This window comes from Noviherbaspirillum sp. Root189 (assembly GCF_001428545.1).
Classification (GTDB): Bacteria; Pseudomonadota; Gammaproteobacteria; order Burkholderiales; family Burkholderiaceae_D; genus Noviherbaspirillum.
Genome location: NZ_LMHZ01000045.1, coordinates 1 through 19320, shown reverse-complemented (window position 1 = coordinate 19320; position 19320 = coordinate 1). Strand labels below are relative to the sequence as shown.

Annotated in this window: 12 protein-coding genes, 1 tRNA gene and 1 pseudogene; 10 read left to right on the top strand and 4 right to left on the bottom strand. The window is 55.4% G+C overall.

What is annotated here, in order from left to right:
- Positions 1–223: 223 nt before the first annotated feature.
- Positions 224–2695 carry a sensor domain-containing protein gene (locus ASE07_RS21250; RefSeq protein ID WP_057292829.1) on the bottom strand — a complete coding sequence of 824 codons (2472 nt, stop codon included), beginning with the start codon at positions 2693–2695 and terminating at the stop codon, positions 224–226.
- A 151-nt stretch (positions 2696–2846) separates the two neighbouring features.
- Positions 2847–4937 (bottom strand): sensor domain-containing protein, encoded by a 2091-nt coding sequence (locus ASE07_RS21245; protein ID WP_057292828.1) that lies wholly within the window; start codon positions 4935–4937, stop codon positions 2847–2849.
- 218 nt (positions 4938–5155) lie between these two features.
- Between ASE07_RS21245 and ASE07_RS21240 the strand changes: the two genes are divergently transcribed.
- Complete coding sequence (locus ASE07_RS21240) at positions 5156–6454, top strand: cation:proton antiporter (RefSeq protein ID WP_057292827.1); 1299 nt, start codon at positions 5156–5158, stop codon at positions 6452–6454.
- A 54-nt stretch (positions 6455–6508) separates the two neighbouring features.
- On the opposite strand, the gene ASE07_RS21235 is transcribed toward ASE07_RS21240, so the two are convergent.
- Entirely contained in the window at positions 6509–7084 is a 576-nt protein-coding gene (locus ASE07_RS21235) for an NUDIX hydrolase (protein WP_057292826.1), read from the bottom strand.
- A 218-nt stretch (positions 7085–7302) separates the two neighbouring features.
- On the opposite strand from ASE07_RS21235, the gene ASE07_RS21230 reads away from it, so the two are divergent.
- From ASE07_RS21230 to typA, 9 genes are all read left to right on the top strand, one after another.
- Positions 7303–7379 (top strand) — tRNA-Met (locus ASE07_RS21230).
- A gap of 156 nt (positions 7380–7535) precedes the next feature.
- Entirely contained in the window at positions 7536–8384 is an 849-nt protein-coding gene (scpB, locus tag ASE07_RS21225; protein ID WP_057292825.1) for an SMC-Scp complex subunit ScpB, read from the top strand.
- A 10-nt stretch (positions 8385–8394) separates the two neighbouring features.
- Positions 8395–9987, top strand: a complete 1593-nt coding sequence (rluB, locus tag ASE07_RS21220; protein ID WP_057293025.1) for a 23S rRNA pseudouridine(2605) synthase RluB — start codon at positions 8395–8397, stop codon at positions 9985–9987.
- Positions 9988–10258: 271 nt separating this feature from the next.
- Positions 10259–10744, top strand: a complete 486-nt coding sequence (gene rimP, locus ASE07_RS21215) for a ribosome maturation factor RimP (RefSeq protein ID WP_057292824.1) — start codon at positions 10259–10261, stop codon at positions 10742–10744.
- Complete coding sequence (gene nusA / locus ASE07_RS21210) at positions 10741–12300, top strand: transcription termination factor NusA (protein ID WP_057292823.1); 1560 nt, start codon at positions 10741–10743, stop codon at positions 12298–12300. Before rimP ends, nusA begins: the two co-directional genes overlap by 4 nt.
- Positions 12301–12350: 50 nt before the next feature.
- Complete coding sequence (gene infB, locus ASE07_RS21205; protein WP_057292822.1) at positions 12351–15182, top strand: translation initiation factor IF-2; 2832 nt, start codon at positions 12351–12353, stop codon at positions 15180–15182.
- 431 nt (positions 15183–15613) lie between these two features.
- Positions 15614–16021, top strand: coding sequence for a 30S ribosome-binding factor RbfA (rbfA, locus tag ASE07_RS21200; protein WP_057292821.1), 408 nt, complete (start codon positions 15614–15616; stop codon positions 16019–16021).
- 66 nt (positions 16022–16087) lie between these two features.
- On the top strand, positions 16088–17014 hold the full coding sequence (truB, locus tag ASE07_RS21195; protein ID WP_057292820.1) for a tRNA pseudouridine(55) synthase TruB: 927 nt from the start codon (positions 16088–16090) through the stop codon (positions 17012–17014).
- Between the two features lie 179 nt (positions 17015–17193).
- Positions 17194–19029, top strand: coding sequence for a translational GTPase TypA (gene typA, locus ASE07_RS21190; RefSeq protein WP_057292819.1), 1836 nt, complete (start codon positions 17194–17196; stop codon positions 19027–19029).
- Between the two features lie 104 nt (positions 19030–19133).
- Here typA and ASE07_RS21185 read toward each other — a convergent pair.
- A pseudogene (locus ASE07_RS21185) lies at positions 19134–19320 on the bottom strand (transposase); the annotation flags it as partial.

Below are 19320 nucleotides of genomic sequence, written 5' to 3'. Positions count from 1 at the left end.
AGGAAATTGAATAATGCGTCAGTCTTGAGCAAATCCTGTGCCGAGCAGGTGAGCATGGTAGACCGGCGCAGCATCGGCTCTGCTTAACCGGGGATAGCGGCGTTATCTCGTTTTGGTCAACGCCTATCACGTCCTTTTGCCAGGATGCAGCATGATCGATCGGGCTCAGAGCGGCTATATTTTTCAAACGGGATGCAAATAGCACTAATCGACACCCACCATCTTATCGATGCGCACGTGGCACTGAAGGGGAGCGGCCACGGTGCAACAAGCGCTGCATTTCATCAGGAGGGACCGCTGGGCTCAGGAAAAAGCCTTGCATCTCGTCACAATCATGTTCTTCCAGAAACCGGATCTGTTCTTCGCTCGTCACGCCTTCTGCCACAACCTTCAACTGCATAGTGTGCGCCAGTGCAATGGTTGCCGAGACGATTGCAGCATCGTCCCGGCTTCCGGAAATCTCTCGGATAAAAGACTGATCGATCTTGAGTGTGTCTACCGGTAATCGACGCAGGTAGCTGAGAGACGAATAACCGGTGCCAAAGTCATCGATTGAAATCGATACGCCGGCATCTCGTATCTCTGCCAGTTTGGTCAATGTCGATTCGACGTTTTGCATCAAGCTGCTTTCGGTGATCTCGAGTTCGAGCCAGCGCGCATCGAGACCGCTCTGCGTGAGCGACTTACGTACGGCATGGGTAATGGTTGAATCCGGGGCCAGCTGATAGGGGGAAAGATTGACGGATACCTTGAGGCCAGGCAAGCCCGCTTCCTGCCAAAAGCGGTTTTGCTGACACGCGGTCTTCAAAACCCATTCGCCCAGTTCGTTTATGAGGCCGACCTCTTCTGCGAGCGGGATGAATTCATTTGGCGGCACCAGTCCACGTTCGGGATGATGCCATCGCACCAGGGCTTCAGCTCCCACGATTGCATTGCTGTTGATGTCGACGCGGGGTTGGTAATAGACGACCAGCTCTTCGCGCTCCAGCGCAAGGCGAAGCTGCCGTTCATGCATCAGCCGTGCCTTGACCCGCTCATTCATGTCGGCCTTGTAAAACCTGAACGAGCCACCACCACTGGCTTTGGCTTCATACATCGCAAGGTCGGCGTTTCTTAGCAAGGTCGCCGCGTCGTTGCCGTCTTTCGGGTAGAGACTGCAGCCAATACTGCTGGAAACACTGAAGTCGTGACCTTCAAGCGCCACGGGTTTTTCGATCACGGTGAGCAGGTTGCGCGCGATGCCGATCACGTCTTCTGGTGAGCGCACATCTTCAAGAACGATGACAAATTCATCGCCGCCAAGTCTTGCCACGGTGTCTGATTCACGTATGCACTGCTTCAGCCTGTCTGCCATGATGCGCAGCAGGATATCGCCCTTATCGTGACCAAGGCTGTCGTTGACGATCTTGAACCGGTTCAGATCAAGAAACAGGACACCGACGCGGCCGCCCTGGCGCTCGGCCTGCACGATCGCATGCTTGATGCGGTCATCAAGCAGGTTGCGATTCGGAAGGCCTGTCAAACCATCATAAGTGGCAAGATGCTCGATGCGGCGCTCGTAATCCTTGCTGTGCGTGACATCGCGTGCGATGCCGTGGACGCCGACGACTGTGTCGTCAACGATAATCGGCACCACCGTGATGTGCGCATCGTATCTGCTATGGTCCTTACGTACTCCCATCGTTTCAAAGCTTGATGCGTTACCCTCGGTCGCTTCGGTGAAATGCTGGTCAACGATCTTCAGGCTTTCCGGCGCTACCATGGCGCGCAATGACATCGTCGAGAGCTCGTTCGCAGAATAACCCGTGAGCTGAGCGAAGGCCTTGTTGGCCGATATCAGGCGTCCATCGATATCAAATGCGAAAACGCCATCCGGATGGTGCTCGAACAAGGATTCAAAACGCTGTTCTCGCTCAGCAAGCCGACGCGTCGAATGTCTGAGTTCGGTGATATCCCGCGCAACGCAATACAGATGCTGGTCGGCCTCCGACCAGTTTGCAGTCCAGCTTATATGGATAGGATGGCCATCCTCGTGAACGAACCGATTCTCGAAAGGCTGTATCGACGTCGTCTCACCCAGGCATAGTCTACGGATGGTGTCGTTATATTCTTTGCGATCCTCCGGAAATACCAGTTCGAACGCTGGCCGGCCAATCAGCTCCGTCGCCGCATAGCCCCACACGCGCTGCGATGCTGCACTGACCTGCACAAATACGCCGGATGCATTGATGGCGCAAATCACGTCCGGGGTGGTATCAAGCATGTGCTGACACGCGTCCAGTTCGCGCTTCAGTTCAGCCTGATTGTTCTGAAGCCTTGCTTCAGCCGTGCTGGCCAGGGTCATGTCACGGATTGCAATACAAAACAGCGCTTGGGCACCGACATCTACGGATGCAATAGCAAGCTCGACCGTTAGCGGTTTCCCATCTTTATGGCGGGCTGCCGCGTGCATGCGTTTGCTCGCATCAAAACCTGCATCGCGACGTTTCCCCCTCGACAATCCTGATAGGCCCACGAGAGCATTCAAGGCCTTGCCAACTGCCTCTTCGTACGGCCAGCCAAAGATGCGTTCCGCTTCCGGGTTCCATGCATGGACAATCTCGTGCGCATCGATCACGATGATTCCGTCCATTGCATTGTGGACCACTGCATCAAGCAGAGCCTCGCGGTTTTCAATTGTTTCCAATAGTTTCATATGTCTTTTCGTTAATGACTGCATGCCAACGAAAATGAGTGGTGCAGGGTCCCGATTCCAGGTGTCAGTTACGATGAATCGGAGCGTGTCGTGTTTGAGATTCGAGTTGGCTTGCTGTTGCCAGCCCCGCGGAAAATACCTGTCCGGGGAATCAGTGATAATGTCCGGCCCGCGATCGATACCAGGACTCGAAGTCATGGGCGGAGAGCGGCTTGCTGAACAGGTAGCCTTGCGCTTGATCGCACCCGTGGTGACGCAGGTAACTCATGGCTTCTTCGGATTCGATGCCTTCTCCGACGACCTCCAGATTGAGAGCGCGTCCAAGGCCGATGATCGTGTCGGCAATGGACTGACTCGATTGATTGGACTCGAGATTGTCTGTAAAGGAACGGTCGATCTTCAGTTTATCAAGCGGCAGGTTGCTCAGATGGCTGAGGCTGGAGTATCCGGTCCCCACATCATCGAGCACGATACGCACACCGCGCGACTTGAGTTGCGTCAGCTTTGCAATGGCTTCAGGAATATTGTCCATTACGGTACTTTCGGTTAACTCGATTTCCAGGTGGCTGGGATCCATGCCGGATTCGTCGATCGCCTTGGTTAGTTGCGAGGCAAACTCCGGATGCCGGAACTGTGAGGCCGACACGTTGATGGCCATGCTCGGTACCGCCAGACCGGATTCTGTCCAGTCCTGCTGTTGACGGCAGGCTTCCCGTGTCACCCACAGGCCAAGCCTGTCAATCAGTCCGGCCGATTCTGCAATCGGAATGAACTGATCGGGCCCCAGCAGTGTGCCGTTCACGTCCGGCAGGCGAATCAGGGCCTCCGCACCGACCACTTCGCCAGTGGCGATATCAATGACCGGTTGATAAAGCAGCGTAAGCTTGTTTGCATCCAGTGCTTCCTTCAGATGCTGCTCAAGTTTGACCTGTTCGATCGCAAATTGCTGATGCTCTGGCGAATAGATCTTGAAGGTATTGCGACCTGCACGTTTTGCGGCGTACATCGCCAGATCGGCGCAACGAATCAATCCAGCCAGATCGCTGGCATGCTTTTCGAACAGGCTGATGCCGATCGAGGGTGACACGGTGAGATGCAGGGACTCGACGCGGATGGGCTTGCAAACGGTATCAAGGATATGCTGCGCGACGGTTTCCGGATCTTCGGTGCCATGGACACGTGGCAGGACCACGATGAATTCATCGCCACCCAGGCGGCTGACTACGTCTTCCTTGCGCGTACAGTGCAGGAGCCGACGCGCGACTTCCTGGAGCACTTTGTCACCGGCTTCATGGCCGTACAGATCGTTAATTGGCTTGAAGCGATCAAGGTCGACGAACAAGACGGCGCTGTTGGCTCCAATACGTTGTGCCTGCGCTAGCAGGTGTTCGCAATATTCAAACAAAAGTGCGCGGTTGGGCAGGCCTGTCAGGCTGTCGTGCTGCGCAGCGACTTGCACTCTTTTTTCCGCTTCGTACTTTTCAGTAAAGTCAACCGTCACCCCCACGCGACGAATCGCATTGCCATCTGTATCAAAATGCACTTGTCCGCGCAGCGAAATCCATCGCTCCTTGCCATCGATCAGACCTATCGTCCTGAACTCAAGCTGATATCGTCCACTGGCGTCGGGCCGTGATACTTCATGAGTAACTGCACGCACACGTTCCCGGTCGTCGGGATGGATACACGAATAGAAAGTGTTGGCATCGACTGGCGCGTCCGAAGGCAGGCCAAAATGCTCCCGCATTTTTTCAGACCAGACGACTTCGCCGGTTTGGGGGTAGAAGTCAAACATGCCCAACTCCGCTGCTTCGATGGCCAGCTGAAGTTTCTCGGTGCTTTTAATCAAAGCATCTTCCGCATTTTGCCGCGCAGTAATATCGGTTCCGAAAAATACAGCACCGATCCGTACGTCATCAGCATAGAGAGGGGATGCAGTGCCGGATACGTAAAATTGTGATCCATCGTCGCGGGAAATCAACCACACAAAGTCGCGAGCGGATTCGCCATACGCAGCCGCGCGATACACCTTGCATTGCTCGCGGGTAATTGGCTTTCCATCGGGGTGATGCTGATGAAGTTTTTCGATTACCGAGTACCCAAGGATCTCCTTATCCTCCAGGTGAAACATCCGGCGGGCTTCCGGGTTTTGATAAATGACACGGCTTTCAGTATCGGTAATAAAAATCGAGTCGGCAGCGTGCTCTGCAATGCTGAAATCCATGTCGAGTAATGTTTCCATAGCCGGCATCCTGGCGAAGTAACTCCAGTGCAATTCGACTGCATGGCGAGAAGCTAAGTTCGCTAATGAAACACGTTATGACGCAAAGCTTGCGCAAAACCGACCTTGCGCACTCATGGAGGGAATTGCCTTTAAAAATCAAAGCCGAGCAAAAATGAATAAGTTGACATGAATGAGGTCTACGATCAAACCTCATGCAAATGACTTGATTTGAGAATATGACAAATACACAATGGTTTCTGTTGATAGGCGTCTTGATGCTGGCACGAGGGCTTGCGGCGACCACGATTTCCCGGCTGCCTTTTACCTCGGCAATTGTGTATCTGTCCGCAGGGCTCATACTCGGGCCGACAGTTTTCAATATTTTCAATTTCGATCCGCTGGAGCAATCCGCGCTGCTGGAAGTGCTGACGGAAATTGCTGTATTGATTTCGTTATTTTCGGCAGGCGTCAAGATGCCGGTGCCCGTGACATTGAAGCGATGGGGGCCTCCCATCAGGCTTGCCTGGGTGTCGATGACCATCACTGTGGGCCTGATTGCCGTGTTTTCTTACTTTGTTCTCGGCTTGCCGATTGGCGCCGGTATACTGCTCGGCGCTATCCTCGCACCGACTGACCCTGTGCTGGCAACTGATGTGCAGATTCGCCACCCGGGCGATATGGATCAGTTGCGCTTTACGTTGACCAGCGAAGCGGGGATGAACGATGGCAGCGCATTTCCCTTTGTGATGCTCGGCCTTGGTCTGCTCGGGTTACATGAGGTCGGATCCTTCGGTGAAAAATGGGCGGTAGTGGATGTGATTTGGGCGACGCTTGGCGCGGTGCTGATCGGCTGGCTCTGCGGTTCGCTTCTCGGAAAGTTAGGCTGGAAGTTGCGCAGCGGTGAGAACAAGCATGAAGTGCTGGACGACCTTGTCGGCCTGGGCTTGATTGCCGTGGTGTATGGCTTGAGCGTTGGCTTGAAGGCATGGGGATTTCTTGCCGTGTTCTTTGCCGGTGTGGCATTGCGCCAGACCGAACTCACCCTGGCCGGTGCGCCCAAAAATCGGCAAGGGATGCTGGACGGCGATACGTCAAAATCGGTGGCCGCCATTAACAGTCCGACCAACGAGGCGCCACCTACCGTCAGTCTGGGTGCACTGGTATTTAAGGAGCATCTGGAGCGGTTGTCGGAGTTGACCTTGGTCTTGCTATTGGGCGGTATGCTTTCGCTGGACGCGTGGAACTGGCGATCGTTTGGGGTGGCTCTGTTCTTGTTCTTCGTGGCGCGCCCGGTCAGCGTGTTGATTGGACTTGCGGGAACCAGCACCACCCGGCGCATACGCAATATTACCGCTTGGTTTGGCGTGCGCGGTATTGGTTCCGTCTATTACCTGATGTATGCAATCCAGCACGGATTACCGCATGACCTCGGACGTGAGTTGACTCACATCACACTCGTCGTCATAGTGATGTCAATCTTTATCCATGGGACCAGCGTCAAGCCTTTGATGGACAGATTCTGGCGCTCGAACTAGCACAACGGTAGCTAATGGGGGTAAGTTAGACGCCTTGCCACCTGATGCATGACCTCAATCGGTTTGGCGCATCGGCTTTCGGATATCTTCCGTGTGCAAACCATAATTGCCACCTTCACTGCGAACGCGTGCCAAATCCGTGAAGAAGGACTTGAGCGTATGCCCGACGGTAGGAAAGGCGATATCGCTCCACGGGATCTCTTCCTCGGTAAACAGTTCCACTTCGAGGCTTTCGGTACCAGCCTCATAATCGAGGTCAAGCAGCGTAGCGCGGTAGAACATGTGTACCTGGTGAACGTGCGGGACATTCAGGAGCGAGAAGAGGCCATGCAATTCGATGCGTGCCCCGGCTTCCTCAAACGTTTCCCGCAGTGCCGCTTCCGTGGTGGTCTCATTATTTTCCATAAAGCCTGCCGGTAGCGTCCAGTAACCATAGCGTGGCTCTATCGCGCGCTTGCAGAGAAGAACGCGGGTCTTTCCGTCTTCCTCCCATACAGGAATGGAGCCAATCACCATCTTCGGATTCTGATAGTGGATGGTGCCGCATTGTTCGCACACGAAGCGCGGACGGTTGTCATCGGGTGGAACCAGCAACGACACAGGATGCGCACATTCAGAACAGAATTTCATAAAGGTCGGACGCAAAAAGATGGAAGGCCTGGCTAAGCCTGGTTGACAAATTATTCAGCTGGACTCAATTGTATATAGCTATTTTTATAGCGGAATTGAATCTGTTATATCAAGTTTCTCACAATTGAGATAAGCACATGCACAGACCAAGTGTATCACTGCCGGGATGATTGCATTTGCGTTGCCAGTCGATACAGGATATACTTCTTCTCTTCAGACGCGGGGTGGAGCAGTCTGGCAGCTCGTCGGGCTCATAACCCGAAGGTCACAGGTTCAAATCCTGTCCCCGCAACCAAGTCTTTAAGTCTTATATTCCCGCCCTCATAATTACTCCAATAAATCGGGTGTCGGAAAGCATCAACGGGTTTTCTCTGGCCGGACTGCGTCTCGCGGCGCCTGTCGTTGACGATAACTTCTGCACTGAGTTAGTGAAGAACAATACGCAAAAAACATGAATACTATTGAGGCTAAGAAAGTCCTCGAAACCGCGTTGCTTTGCGCGCATGAGCCGCTGTCGATCAATGACATGAAAAAGCTCTTCGCGGAAAATGGCGAGGGTCATGAAGAAGTCGGTGCCGATACCATTAAGGCAATGCTGGAAGAGTTACGGAACGATTGGGTCGACAAGGGTATCGAAATCGTCACTCTTTCCACCGGATGGCGCTTCCAGAGTCGTCCTGAAATGAAGAAATACCTTGAGCGGCTTAATCCTGAAAAGCCGCCCAAATACACACGCGCCACGCTCGAGACACTGGCAATTATTGCTTACCGCCAGCCCGTGACGCGCGGAGACATCGAAGAAATCCGTGGCGTCACAGTGAACTCGCAAACCATAAAGATGCTCGAAGACCGAGGCTGGATTGAGGCTATCGGACATAGAGACGTCCCTGGTCGACCGGCATTGTTTGCAACAACCCGGCAGTTCCTTGATGATCTCGGATTGACGTCGCTGGACCAGTTGCCACCACTGCAGCAGGTTACAAAGGAAGAAGTACAGGGTGGCATGCTGCCCGAGATGCAGGCTCTCCAGGGCGAAATCCAGGCGACGCTTGCCCCGGGAGCGATTAACCCGGATGCACACGTAGAGGCATCTCAGGTCGCCCCCGCGACACCGCCGTCTGGGGATGCCGCTGCATCAGATCCAGTCGCTGCAGAAAACGCTGAATCGCACAACGAATCAAGCCCCGTTCCCGCGGCATCTCAGGATGTCATTCCGGAGGCGGACACCGGAATTTCCTCGTTTGAGGCCGAACCCGCCACGGAAGCACAGGATGATGCAACGCCAAGCCAGCAAAACTAAGAACGAAACAATGAATCTGCCTTCCCACACTGATGAAACAGCGCTTGTCGCTGCTGATGCCGATCAAAGGTCGGAGTCCGGCGAACGTCCAACATCGGCTGCTAAAGCGGTTGATGCTCAAGATGTCCAAGGTGAGGAGGGCAAGAAAAAGCCGGTAAAGCGCGGCGTTCGAGGGCCGCGCAGCCTAAGACGTACACGCGTACCGAAGCAGGATGGGGGTGCCGATAGCGTTACTGCTGAAACCGGTTCCGCGCCGGCTCAGGTAGAAAGTAGCGGCAACATGCCCGTCCGTTCGGACGGTGGTGAGAAGAGCCAGCGTCCACGCCGCAATGCCGATTCCGGCAAGCGCGAAGACAGCCATAGGGATGCTTCCAGCGGCCAGGGGCAAAAGCCGAGGCAGGGCGGCCGAAAAGGCAATGTGCCGGGCAAACCTCAGGCAAGGGCCGGAAGCGGTGGGGCCGAAGACATTTTTGCATTGGTTACCTCGGGAGCGTTCGATACCTCCGTTGATGTCGAGGGGCGACGCGACAGCAGGCCGGCACCTGGCAAGTCGGTGCGGCGTGATCTGACCGCAGAAGACGATGCGCCGAAGTTGCACAAGGTATTGGCGGAAGCCGGACTCGGTTCGCGTCGTGACATGGAAGAGTTGATTATCGCCGGCCGCGTTTCCGTAAATGGCGAACCGGCGCACATTGGCCAGCGTATTCTGGCGACAGATCAGGTGCGCATCAACGGCAAACTGATTCAGCGTAAGGTAAGCAAGCGCCCGCCGCGTGTGCTCATCTATCACAAGCCGGCCGGAGAGATTGTCAGCCATGACGATCCAGAAGGCCGACCGTCCGTATTCGAAAGTCTGCCCCAAATGAAAGCCGGTAAGTGGCTGGCGGTTGGACGGCTTGATTTCAATACTGAAGGTCTGCTGCTATTTACTACATCAGGCGACCTTGCGAATCGCCTCATGCATCCGCGTTACAACATCGAGCGTGAGTATGCCGTCCGTACTTTGGGCGAACTCGAAGAAGGTATGCGACAAAAGCTGCTGTCCGGAGTGGAGCTTGACGATGGCGTGGCGCAATTTTCAAAAATTGCGGACGGTGGCGGTGAAGGCGTCAATCGCTGGTATCGCGTGACGATCGGAGAGGGGCGTAACCGGGAGGTCAGGCGCATGTTTGAAGCCATCGGCCTTACCGTTTCTCGTCTTATCAGAACCAGATATGGTGCGCTGACATTGCCGAGTAACCTCAAGCGGGGACGATGGGAAGAGTTGGATGAAAATGCGGTGCGCGGGCTCATGAGCCTTAGTGGCCTTGAAAAGAATGCGGTGCCGATGCAAAACGGCAAGTCGCGTGGTGAGCGTAATGGCAATGTCGTCGAAAAGACGGTGCCCGGCAGGCGTGGTCAGCCGCAACAAGGACGGACTAACCCACGAGGTCAACAGGGCCAACAGGGTCAGCAAGGCCAGACTCGCAGCCGTCAACCGGACCCCCTGCAAACCGCTTTGGGCTTTCCGGATGCCGGTCAGCATCGACGCCGTGGGCCTGCGACGCCGGGTCGTGGCATGACTGCAGTGCAAGGTTTGCCGCGTAGACGTTCTCGCGGCTGACCACAAGGCTGGTTCGGGCAGCCTGAAAAGGTTCTGTCGAAGGAAATATCTGCCTTGCATAGGCCGGCAAGGCGGCTCCGGCATTGCGATGCACTAAATAATTGTTTATAATTAGAGAGTTAACAAAGGTCGCGTCCGCAAGTGCGCGCCTTGTTGGGAGCGCCGCGCAAAGCGGTGGAACGATAAAAAGAGATGGGCACATGCCCATTTTTTTTTTGTTAAACACTTTGCGAAGATTGCGGGTTTACCCTGTTTTTATGGAGAAATAAGTTTGCGGTTGCTGGAACTGGTTGAAAAAACCGTTGTAGGCATGGGCTATGAGCTGGTTGACCTGGAACAGGCGGCGCATGGCCTGCTGCGCGTATACATTGACTTTCCGCCAGAGGAGGCGGAAAGGGGAAGCATTACGGTCGAAGACTGCGAAAAGGTCAGTCATCAGCTCTCCCATGTGCTGACGGTCGAAAATGCAACTTACGAACGGCTTGAAGTCTCTTCGCCGGGCTTGGACCGGCCATTGAAGAAGCCTGCCGACTATGCCCGGTTTGCCGGGCAGGAGGCGATCGTCAAGCTGCGCATGCCGATGCCTGGTGCGGCAAATCGCAAGTCATTTCAAGGCGTTTTGCATGAGCCCGATGGCGACAAGCTGAAGTTGGAATTTGAAGGAAAAGATGGGCCGGCGATGCTGGAGTTTGTCATTGCCGATGTGGACAAGGCACGGTTGGTGCCGAAAGTGGACTTTAGGAGTCGCAAAGCATGAGTCGCGAAGTACTGTTGTTGGTCGATGCGCTGGCACGAGAAAAAAATGTCGATAAAGAAATCGTCTTCGGAGCGCTCGAGCATGCGCTCGCACAAGCGACCAAGAAACGCTACGACGGCGAAGTGGACGTGCGCGTCTCCATTGATCGCGAATCTGGCGAATTCGAATCCTTCCGCCGCTGGCATGTCGTGCCGGACGAAGCGGGTCTGCAGTTGCCTGATCAGGAAGTGTTGCATTTCGAGGCAAAAGAGCAGATCCCTGATATCGAAGTGGATGATTACATCGAAGAGCCGATTGAATCGGTCGACTTTGGGCGACGCTTTGCACAGGACACCAAGCAGGTCGTCCTGCAGCGTATCCGTGATGCCGAGCGTGAACAAATTCTTGCAGATTTCCTGGAGCGCGGCGATGCGCTGGTAACAGGCACTATCAAGCGTATGGAGCGCGGCGACGCGATCGTTGAATCGGGCAAGATTGAAGCCCGTCTGCCGCGGGACCAGATGATTCCGAAGGAAAACCTTCGTATTGGCGATCGTGTTCGTGCATACATCCTGCGCATCGACCGCAATGCGCGTGGTCCGCAGGTGATCCTGTCGCGTACCGCGCCGGAATTCATCATGAAGCTGTTCGAGTTGGAAGTGCCGGAAATCGAGCAAGGTTTGCTGGTGATCAAATCGGCAGCGCGCGACCCGGGCATACGCGCCAAGATTGCAGTATTTACAAACGATAAGCGGATTGATCCGATCGGCACTTGTGTCGGTATGCGCGGCTCGCGTGTACAGGCTGTCACTGGAGAGCTCGGTGGCGAACGTGTCGATATCGTGTTGTGGTCCGAAGACCCGGCACAGTTTGTGATTGGTGCTCTGGCACCTGCCAACGTGTCGTCGATTGTTGTGGATGAAGAAAAACATGCGATGGATGTCGTGGTCGATGAGGAAAACCTCGCGATTGCTATCGGCCGCGGCGGACAGAATGTGCGTTTGGCATCTGAACTGACTGGCTGGCAAATCAATATCATGACAGCCGAAGAGTCAGCGGATAAATCGGCGGCTGAAACGGCGGCTATCCGTGCGTTGTTCATGGAAAAGCTTGATGTTGACCAGGAAGTGGCCGACATCCTCGTTGATGAAGGTTTCTCCAGTCTTGAAGAAATCGCCTATGTGCCGATCACTGAAATGCTCGATATCGAGGCATTCGACGAGGACACCGTCAATGAGCTGCGCAACCGTGCGCGCGATGCACTGGTAACTGAAGCAATTGCTTCCGAAGAAGGACTGGAAGGTATGGACGATACCTTGGTCAACCTTGACGGTATTGACCGCGTAACAGCAGGAAAACTGGGACTGGCCGGTATCAAGACGCTTGATGCGTTTGCCGGACTGGCCTATGACGAGTTTGGTTCGATTCTGGCGTTGCCGATCGAACGTGCTCGTCAGCTGATTGAAAACCAATTTGAAGATGTGACCGATGATGAGATGCGCCTGATCGACGCCAAGTACGACGATCGTGCTCGGGCGTTGCAAGCCAAAGCGCGGGAGCTGGCAGAAGCTAAATGATCGCGAACGCTCCAATATCATCTGTCGTGCCACATAGAAAAGAGGACTGAATGGCGAGTAACAACGTAGCCCAATTTGCCACCGAACTGAAGATGCCCGCAGACTTGCTCTTAACGCAACTGCGCGCTGCCGGCGTCGAGAAAAGTTCGGCGTCCGATGCCTTGTCCAAAGAGGACAAGGATAAGCTGTTGAATCACCTGCGCCGCTCGCACGGCACAATACCGGATGGCGAGAAAAAGAAAATCACGCTGACGCGCAAAGAAACGACAGAAATCAAGCAGGCCGACGCCACTGGCAAGTCGCGCACGATTCAGGTCGAAGTGCGCAAGAAGCGCACCTTCATCAAGCGCGACGAGCCGGCGGCCGAAGAAAATACTGCGCCGCCAACACCGGCTGCGCCGGTTGTCGACGAGGCCGAAGAGGCGCGCCGGGCTGAAGAAGCACGCCGTCAGGCTGAACTGGTTGCACGACAAGAAGCCGAGCTGCGTGAGAAACAGGAGCATCTCGCTAAACTCGAAGCCGAGAAGGAAGCGCAAGCGAAGGCCATGCGCGAAGCCGAGGAGGCTCGTAAGGCGCAGGCTGCCAAGGCTGCTGCCGAGCAGGCTGCTCAGGCGGCCAAGGTTGACCTGACCGTCGCCGAAGAGAAGAAGCGTGCGGATGACGACGAGGCGAAGAAGAAGGCTGCTCAGCAAGAGGCCAAGGAAGCCGCCGAGCGTGCCGCCGCGACCGAACGCGCGCGCAAGGCCGTGGCCGACGAGGTGGCTCAGATCAAAGCGATGATGAGCCAGCCGCGCAAGGTTGTAAAGGCACCTGAGCCGGCACCGGCACCCGTTGCCAAGGCCGCCGAAGGGACACTGCACAAGCCAACCGACAAGAAACCTGCGGTAGGTGAAAAGCCTGCGGACAAGAAGCCCGCGCCGGGCGACAAGAAATCCATCAAGTCGGCTAACGTTTCGTCGACCTGGCAGGACGATGCCGCTAAAAAGCGTGGCATCAAAACACGCGGTGGTGGCACCTCGACGACGCCTGGCGGACGCGATGGTTGGCGTGGTGGTCCGAAAGGCCGCCGTTCCTCTCATGGCGATGACCGCCATGAGTCGAATTTCCAAGTGCCAACGGAAGCCGTCGTGCGCGACGTGCACGTACCGGAAACCATCACGGTTGCCGAGTTGGCGCACAAGATGGCGGTCAAGGCATCCGAAGTCATCAAACACATGATGAAGCTGGGTCAGATGGTTACCATCAACCAGGTACTCGACCAGGAAACGGCCATGATTCTGGTCGAGGAAATGGGACACAAGGCATTTGCCGCCAAACTGGATGATCCTGAAGCATTGCTTGAGGACACTGGTGCGCATGCCGAAGGCGAAGCAGTGTCGCGTGCACCGGTCGTCACCGTCATGGGTCACGTTGACCATGGTAAGACCTCATTGCTCGACTCGATCCGTCGCGCCAAAGTGGCGGCAGGCGAGGCTGGCGGCATTACACAGCACATCGGCGCTTATCACGTCGAAACGCCACGTGGCATCATCACCTTCCTCGATACGCCGGGTCACGAAGCATTTACTGCAATGCGTGCCCGCGGTGCGAAGGCCACCGACATCGTCATTCTGGTAGTAGCGGCTGACGACGGCGTGATGCCGCAGACGAAGGAAGCGATTGCTCACGCGAAGGCAGCAGGTGTGCCCATCGTTGTCGCGATCAACAAGATCGACAAGCAAGGTGCCAATACCGAGCGCGTAACGCAGGAATTGATTGCAGAGCAAGTTGTGCCGGAAGCCTATGGTGGCGAATCGCCATTCATCTCGGTATCGGCAAAGACCGGCCAGGGCATCGACGATTTGTTGGAAAACGTGCTGTTGCAGGCCGAAGTGCTGGAACTGAAGGCGCCGATTGATGCGCATGCCAAGGGTCTGGTAATCGAGGCCAAGCTCGACAAAGGTCGCGGCCCGGTTGCAACCGTGCTGGTGCAATCCGGTACGCTCAAGCGTGGCGACGTTGTACTTGCCGGTTCGGCTTATGGGCGTGTTCGCGCGATGCTGGACGAAAATGGCAAGACAATCAACGAAGCAGGTCCATCCATTCCTGTTGAGATTCAGGGCTTGACCGAAGTGCCGGCAGCCGGTGAAGAGGTCATGGTAATGGGCGACGAGCGCAAAGCGCGTGAAATCGCACTGTTCCGTCAGGGCAAATACCGTGACGTCAAACTGGCGAAGCAGCAGGCAGCAAAGCTGGAAAACATGTTCGAACAGATGGCCGAAGGCGAAGTCAAGAATTTGCCTTTGATCATCAAGGCGGACGTACAGGGCTCGCAAGAAGCGATCGTGCATTCGATGCAAAAGTTGTCCACCAACGAAGTCCGCGTACAGATCGTGCACGCGGCAGTCGGTGGCATCAGCGAATCCGACGTCAACCTGGCAGTGGCTTCGAAGGCAGTCATTATTGGCTTCAACACGCGCGCTGATGCGTCGGCACGCAAGCTGGCGGAAAGCAGCGGCATCGACATTCGCTACTACAACATCATTTACGATGCAGTAGATGAAATCAAGGCGGCGATGTCCGGCATGCTGTCTCCGGAGAAGCGTGAGCAGGCATTGGGCCTGGTGGAAATCCGCCAAGTGTTCCATGTCAGCAAAATTGGCTCGATCGCCGGTTGCTACGTGCTCGACGGACTGGTCAAGCGTGGTTCCTCGGTACGTCTGCTACGCAACAACGTAGTTGTGTGGACAGGTGAACTTGACTCGCTAAAACGCTTCAAGGATGACGTGAAGGAAGTGAAGGCTGGATTTGAATGCGGCTTGTCACTGAAGAACTTCAATGACATCCATGAAGGCGATCAGCTGGAAGTTTTCGAGGTGCAGGAAGTTGCTCGTACGTTGTAATCGGTCTGCAAGAAACGCACTGCAGGCCACCGAGCGTAATACCTGACGCCTGATGGTTGTTTCTCCAATGCGCCGTCGTACTACAAGTGCGGCGGCGCATTGTGTTTCAAGAAGATCGATATGCAAAAGTTGCACATTTGACGATGCCCTAAACCTGGGCGAAATTCAAAGCCCGTTGTGCAATGATGGTTTATGCATTGACGCGTCGGTCAAACCGCCAAAAACCATAAGCAGCCCCATGCAACATTGGGGACTGTTACTGGTCACAGGAAAAAAGCCTCGTCTAATTCTCGGTTCGGACTGCGCGGTCCAGGTGTAACGAGTCGCCGCAGGATGCCTATACGGCAACAGCATCGCAAACCGCCACATACCCGGACCGCGCAGTGCGTTCCGACTGATAAGCAATAAAAGTAAGAAGAAAGTAGCAAAGCATGGCTAAACACAGCAAATCGATTCCGGGGCGTGGTGTTCGCGTCGCAGACCAGATACAACGCGACCTGGCGGAAATCATCGCCTATGAACTGAAGGATCCACGTGTAGGCATGATTACGATCACCGAAGTACAAGTGACGCCCGATTACGCTCACGCAAAAGTGTTTTTTACAACACTGATTGATAACGACGAAGCAATTCAGAATACCTTGTCCGGATTGCAAAAAGCATCCGGATTCATCCGCGGTCAGTTGGGACGCCGTTTGACCATACACACCACACCCGAGCTGCATTTCGTCCATGACCGTTCCACCGCACGCGGGATGGCGCTGTCGAAACTGATCGATGAGGCCAATGCCACACGTGCCGCGGACGCTGACAACGAGACAGATTCAAAGCCAGAATAAGCTTTGCCTGAATAAGCATTGCATCCTGCATCGGCTTGTTCTTCACGACATTATCTATCTGCCCACATGGCTTCCACTCAGCCGAAAAAAATTCGTATCCCCGTGCATGGCGTTCTCTTGCTCGACAAGGCAGCCGGTTCGTCCAGCAATGATGTGCTGATGAAGGCCAAATGGCTACTGAGTGCGAAGAAAGCCGGCCACACTGGCACGCTTGACCCCTTTGCCACCGGGTTATTGCCACTTTGCTTTGGCGAAGCGACAAAGTTTTCCCAGGATTTGCTGGAAGCCGATAAAACCTACGAAGCCGTAGTTCATCTTGGCATCACCACCGAAACCGGCGATACGGAAGGCGCAGTGCTGGATACCCGCCCTGTTGCGGTCAATCTGGCGCAAATCGAAGAAGTTCTCTCCCGTTTTCGCGGGCCGATCAACCAGGTGCCGCCTATGTATTCCGCGCTCAAGCGCGATGGCAAGCCGTTGTATGAATATGCGCGTGCCGGTATTACACTGGAACGTGAGGCACGGCAGGTAATCATCTACACATTGGAACTTCTGGATTATCAGGCGCCGATGCTGACCTTGCGCGTGAAATGCAGCAAAGGAACGTATATCCGCGTCCTCGGCCAGGATATCGGCGATGCACTCGGGTGCGGTGCGCATCTGCAAGGATTGCGGCGTACGGAAGTGGGCGACCTTACACTCGATCGTGCAGTCACCATCGACCGCTTGTCCGCAACGGCAGAGCCAGAGCGGACCAGCATGCTGGCACCCGTTGATGCGCTATTGTCCACTTTCCCGGCGGTATCCTTGCCCGAAGAACTTGCGGAGCGGTTTATGCACGGGCAGCGACTGCCGCCAGGCAAAACTCATGATCCCTTGCATATCAGGCCGGGAAGAGTACGCGTCTACCGGCAGGAAGGCGCACAATTGCTCGGTACCGCGCAGTTATTGGCCCACGGCGTCCTTGCGCCCGAGCGCCTCATCGCCATGTGATTCAATGTGTAAATGTCACACATAAAATTGCATGGATTTTTCGCGAATTTTTTCACACTCTGTTTGTCCATATACCTCTTCGTCCGACGCAAGCCATTGAAATACAAGAATTTTTGATTATTTCCTTGCGTCGCAGCATGCTATAATTTCGGGTTCATCGAATCTCGCGCTCACACACCATGTCAAACACAAAACGCGCTCTGCGCAACATCGCCATCATCGCTCACGTTGACCACGGCAAAACCACTCTGGTCGATCAGCTGCTGCGTCAGTCCGGCACCTTCCGCGAAAACCAGCAAATAGATACACGCGTGATGGACTCCAACGATCTGGAAAAAGAGCGTGGCATTACGATTCTCGCCAAGAACTGCGCGGTTGAATACGAAGGCACCCATATCAACATCGTCGACACCCCCGGCCACGCTGACTTCGGTGGCGAAGTCGAGCGCGTACTGTCGATGGTCGATTCCGTGCTGTTGCTGGTCGACGCGGTCGAAGGCCCGATGCCGCAGACCCGTTTCGTGACCCGCAAGGCGCTCGGCCTGGGCCTCAAGCCTATCGTTGTGGTCAACAAGATCGACCGTCCGGGTGCGCGCCCTGACTGGGTTATCAACGCGACATTCGAATTGTTTGACAAGCTCGGCGCGACCGAAGAACAGCTCGACTTCCCGGTTGTTTACGCCTCGGCGCTGAATGGCTACGCCAGCCTCGATCCGAACGTACGCGAAGGCACGATGAAGCCGCTGTTCGACTCCGTACTCGAAAATGTCCCGGTACGTGACGACGATCCGGACGGTCCGCTGCAGTTGCAAATCTCTTCGCTTGATTACTCTTCCTACGTCGGCAAGATCGGTATCGGCCGTATCAGCCGCGGTCGTGTCAAGGCGCTGCAGGATGTGATCATCATGAATGGTCCAGACTCGACGCCGACCAAGGCACGCATCAATCAGGTACTGAAGTTCAAGGGCCTCGAACGCGTGCTGGTCGATGAAGCGATCGCTGGCGACATTGTCCTGATCAACGGTATCGAAGAGCTGGGCATCGGCACTACCGTGTGCTCGCCTGACAAGCCGGATGCCTTGCCGATGCTGAAGGTCGATGAGCCGACGCTGACCATGAACTTCCTGGTCAACAATTCCCCGCTGGCTGGCCGTGAAGGCAAGTTTGTCACCAGCCGCCAGATCCGTGATCGTCTTGACCGCGAACTGAAATCCAACGTGGCGCTGCGTGTGACCGACACCGGTGACGACACGACATTCGAAGTGTCCGGCCGTGGTGAATTGCACCTGACCATCTTGCTGGAAAACATGCGCCGTGAAGGTTACGAGCTGGCCGTTTCGCGTCCGCGCGTGGTGTTCAAGGAAGTTGACGGCGTCAAATGCGAACCTTACGAGCTGCTCACCGTTGACGTCGAAGACTCCCACCAGGGCGGCGTGATGGAAGAACTCGGCCGTCGTCGTGGCGACCTGCAAAACATGGAACCGGATGGCAAGGGCCGTGTGCGCCTTGAATACCGTATCCCGGCACGTGGCCTGATCGGCTTCCAGTCGGAGTTCATGACGCTGACACGTGGTACCGGTCTGATGAGCCACATTTTCGACGAGTATTCCCCGGTCGACAGCAGCAAGCCCGAGCTCGCAGGCCGTCGCAACGGCGTGCTGATTTCGCAGGACGATGGCGCTGCGGTCGCCTATGCATTGTGGAAGCTGCAGGATCGCGGTCGCATGTTTGTCAGCCACAACGATCCGGTCTATGAAGGCATGATCATCGGCATTCACTCGCGTGACAATGACCTGGTTGTCAACCCGATCAAGGGCAAGCAGCTGACCAACGTGCGCGCATCTGGTACCGACGAAGCGGTGCGCCTGGTACCGCCGATTCAGCTGACACTGGAATACGCGGTTGAATTTATCGAGGACGACGAACTGGTCGAAATCACGCCGAAGAGCATTCGTCTGCGCAAACGTTTCCTGAAAGAGCACGAGCGCAAGAAGGCATCGCGCGAAGCAGCGTAAGCTCTTCATCGCTGCCCAGCCTGCCTCGCCAGTGTCGGTGCAAATTATCCGGTCTTGCAGCTCACGCTGTGGCTCTGGCTAATACCAATTCCGACCCGTAACGGGTCGCCTTTCTTGGTGATGCGTCCCAGGTTTCTGGTGCTGCCGGACGAATGTTCCTTTGGTGTCAACCCGAACCAGCTGGCGAAGTGCCGGGCATCTTTGAAATGAGCGACATTTCCACTGGTGGCGGCCACCATCGCAGTAGCGGTCAACAGACCAATGCCAGTAGCGGTCAACAGACCAATGCCA

What these genes read in the sequence shown, in the direction of transcription:
- scpB (WP_057292825.1), top strand. Translation starts at nt 7,536, where the DNA reads ATGAATACTATTGAGGCTAAGAAAGTCCTCGAAACCGCGTTGCTTTGC.
- ASE07_RS21250 (WP_057292829.1), bottom strand. Translation starts at nt 2,695, where the DNA reads ATGAAACTATTGGAAACAATTGAAAACCGCGAGGCTCTGCTTGATGCA.
- infB (WP_057292822.1), top strand. Translation starts at nt 12,351, where the DNA reads ATGGCGAGTAACAACGTAGCCCAATTTGCCACCGAACTGAAGATGCCC.
- ASE07_RS21235 (WP_057292826.1), bottom strand. Translation starts at nt 7,084, where the DNA reads ATGAAATTCTGTTCTGAATGTGCGCATCCTGTGTCGTTGCTGGTTCCA.
- ASE07_RS21240 (WP_057292827.1), top strand. Translation starts at nt 5,156, where the DNA reads ATGACAAATACACAATGGTTTCTGTTGATAGGCGTCTTGATGCTGGCA.
- typA (WP_057292819.1), top strand. Translation starts at nt 17,194, where the DNA reads ATGTCAAACACAAAACGCGCTCTGCGCAACATCGCCATCATCGCTCAC.
- ASE07_RS21245 (WP_057292828.1), bottom strand. Translation starts at nt 4,937, where the DNA reads ATGGAAACATTACTCGACATGGATTTCAGCATTGCAGAGCACGCTGCC.
- nusA (WP_057292823.1), top strand. Translation starts at nt 10,741, where the DNA reads ATGAGTCGCGAAGTACTGTTGTTGGTCGATGCGCTGGCACGAGAAAAA.
- rbfA (WP_057292821.1), top strand. Translation starts at nt 15,614, where the DNA reads ATGGCTAAACACAGCAAATCGATTCCGGGGCGTGGTGTTCGCGTCGCA.
- truB (WP_057292820.1), top strand. Translation starts at nt 16,088, where the DNA reads ATGGCTTCCACTCAGCCGAAAAAAATTCGTATCCCCGTGCATGGCGTT.
- rluB (WP_057293025.1), top strand. Translation starts at nt 8,395, where the DNA reads ATGAATCTGCCTTCCCACACTGATGAAACAGCGCTTGTCGCTGCTGAT.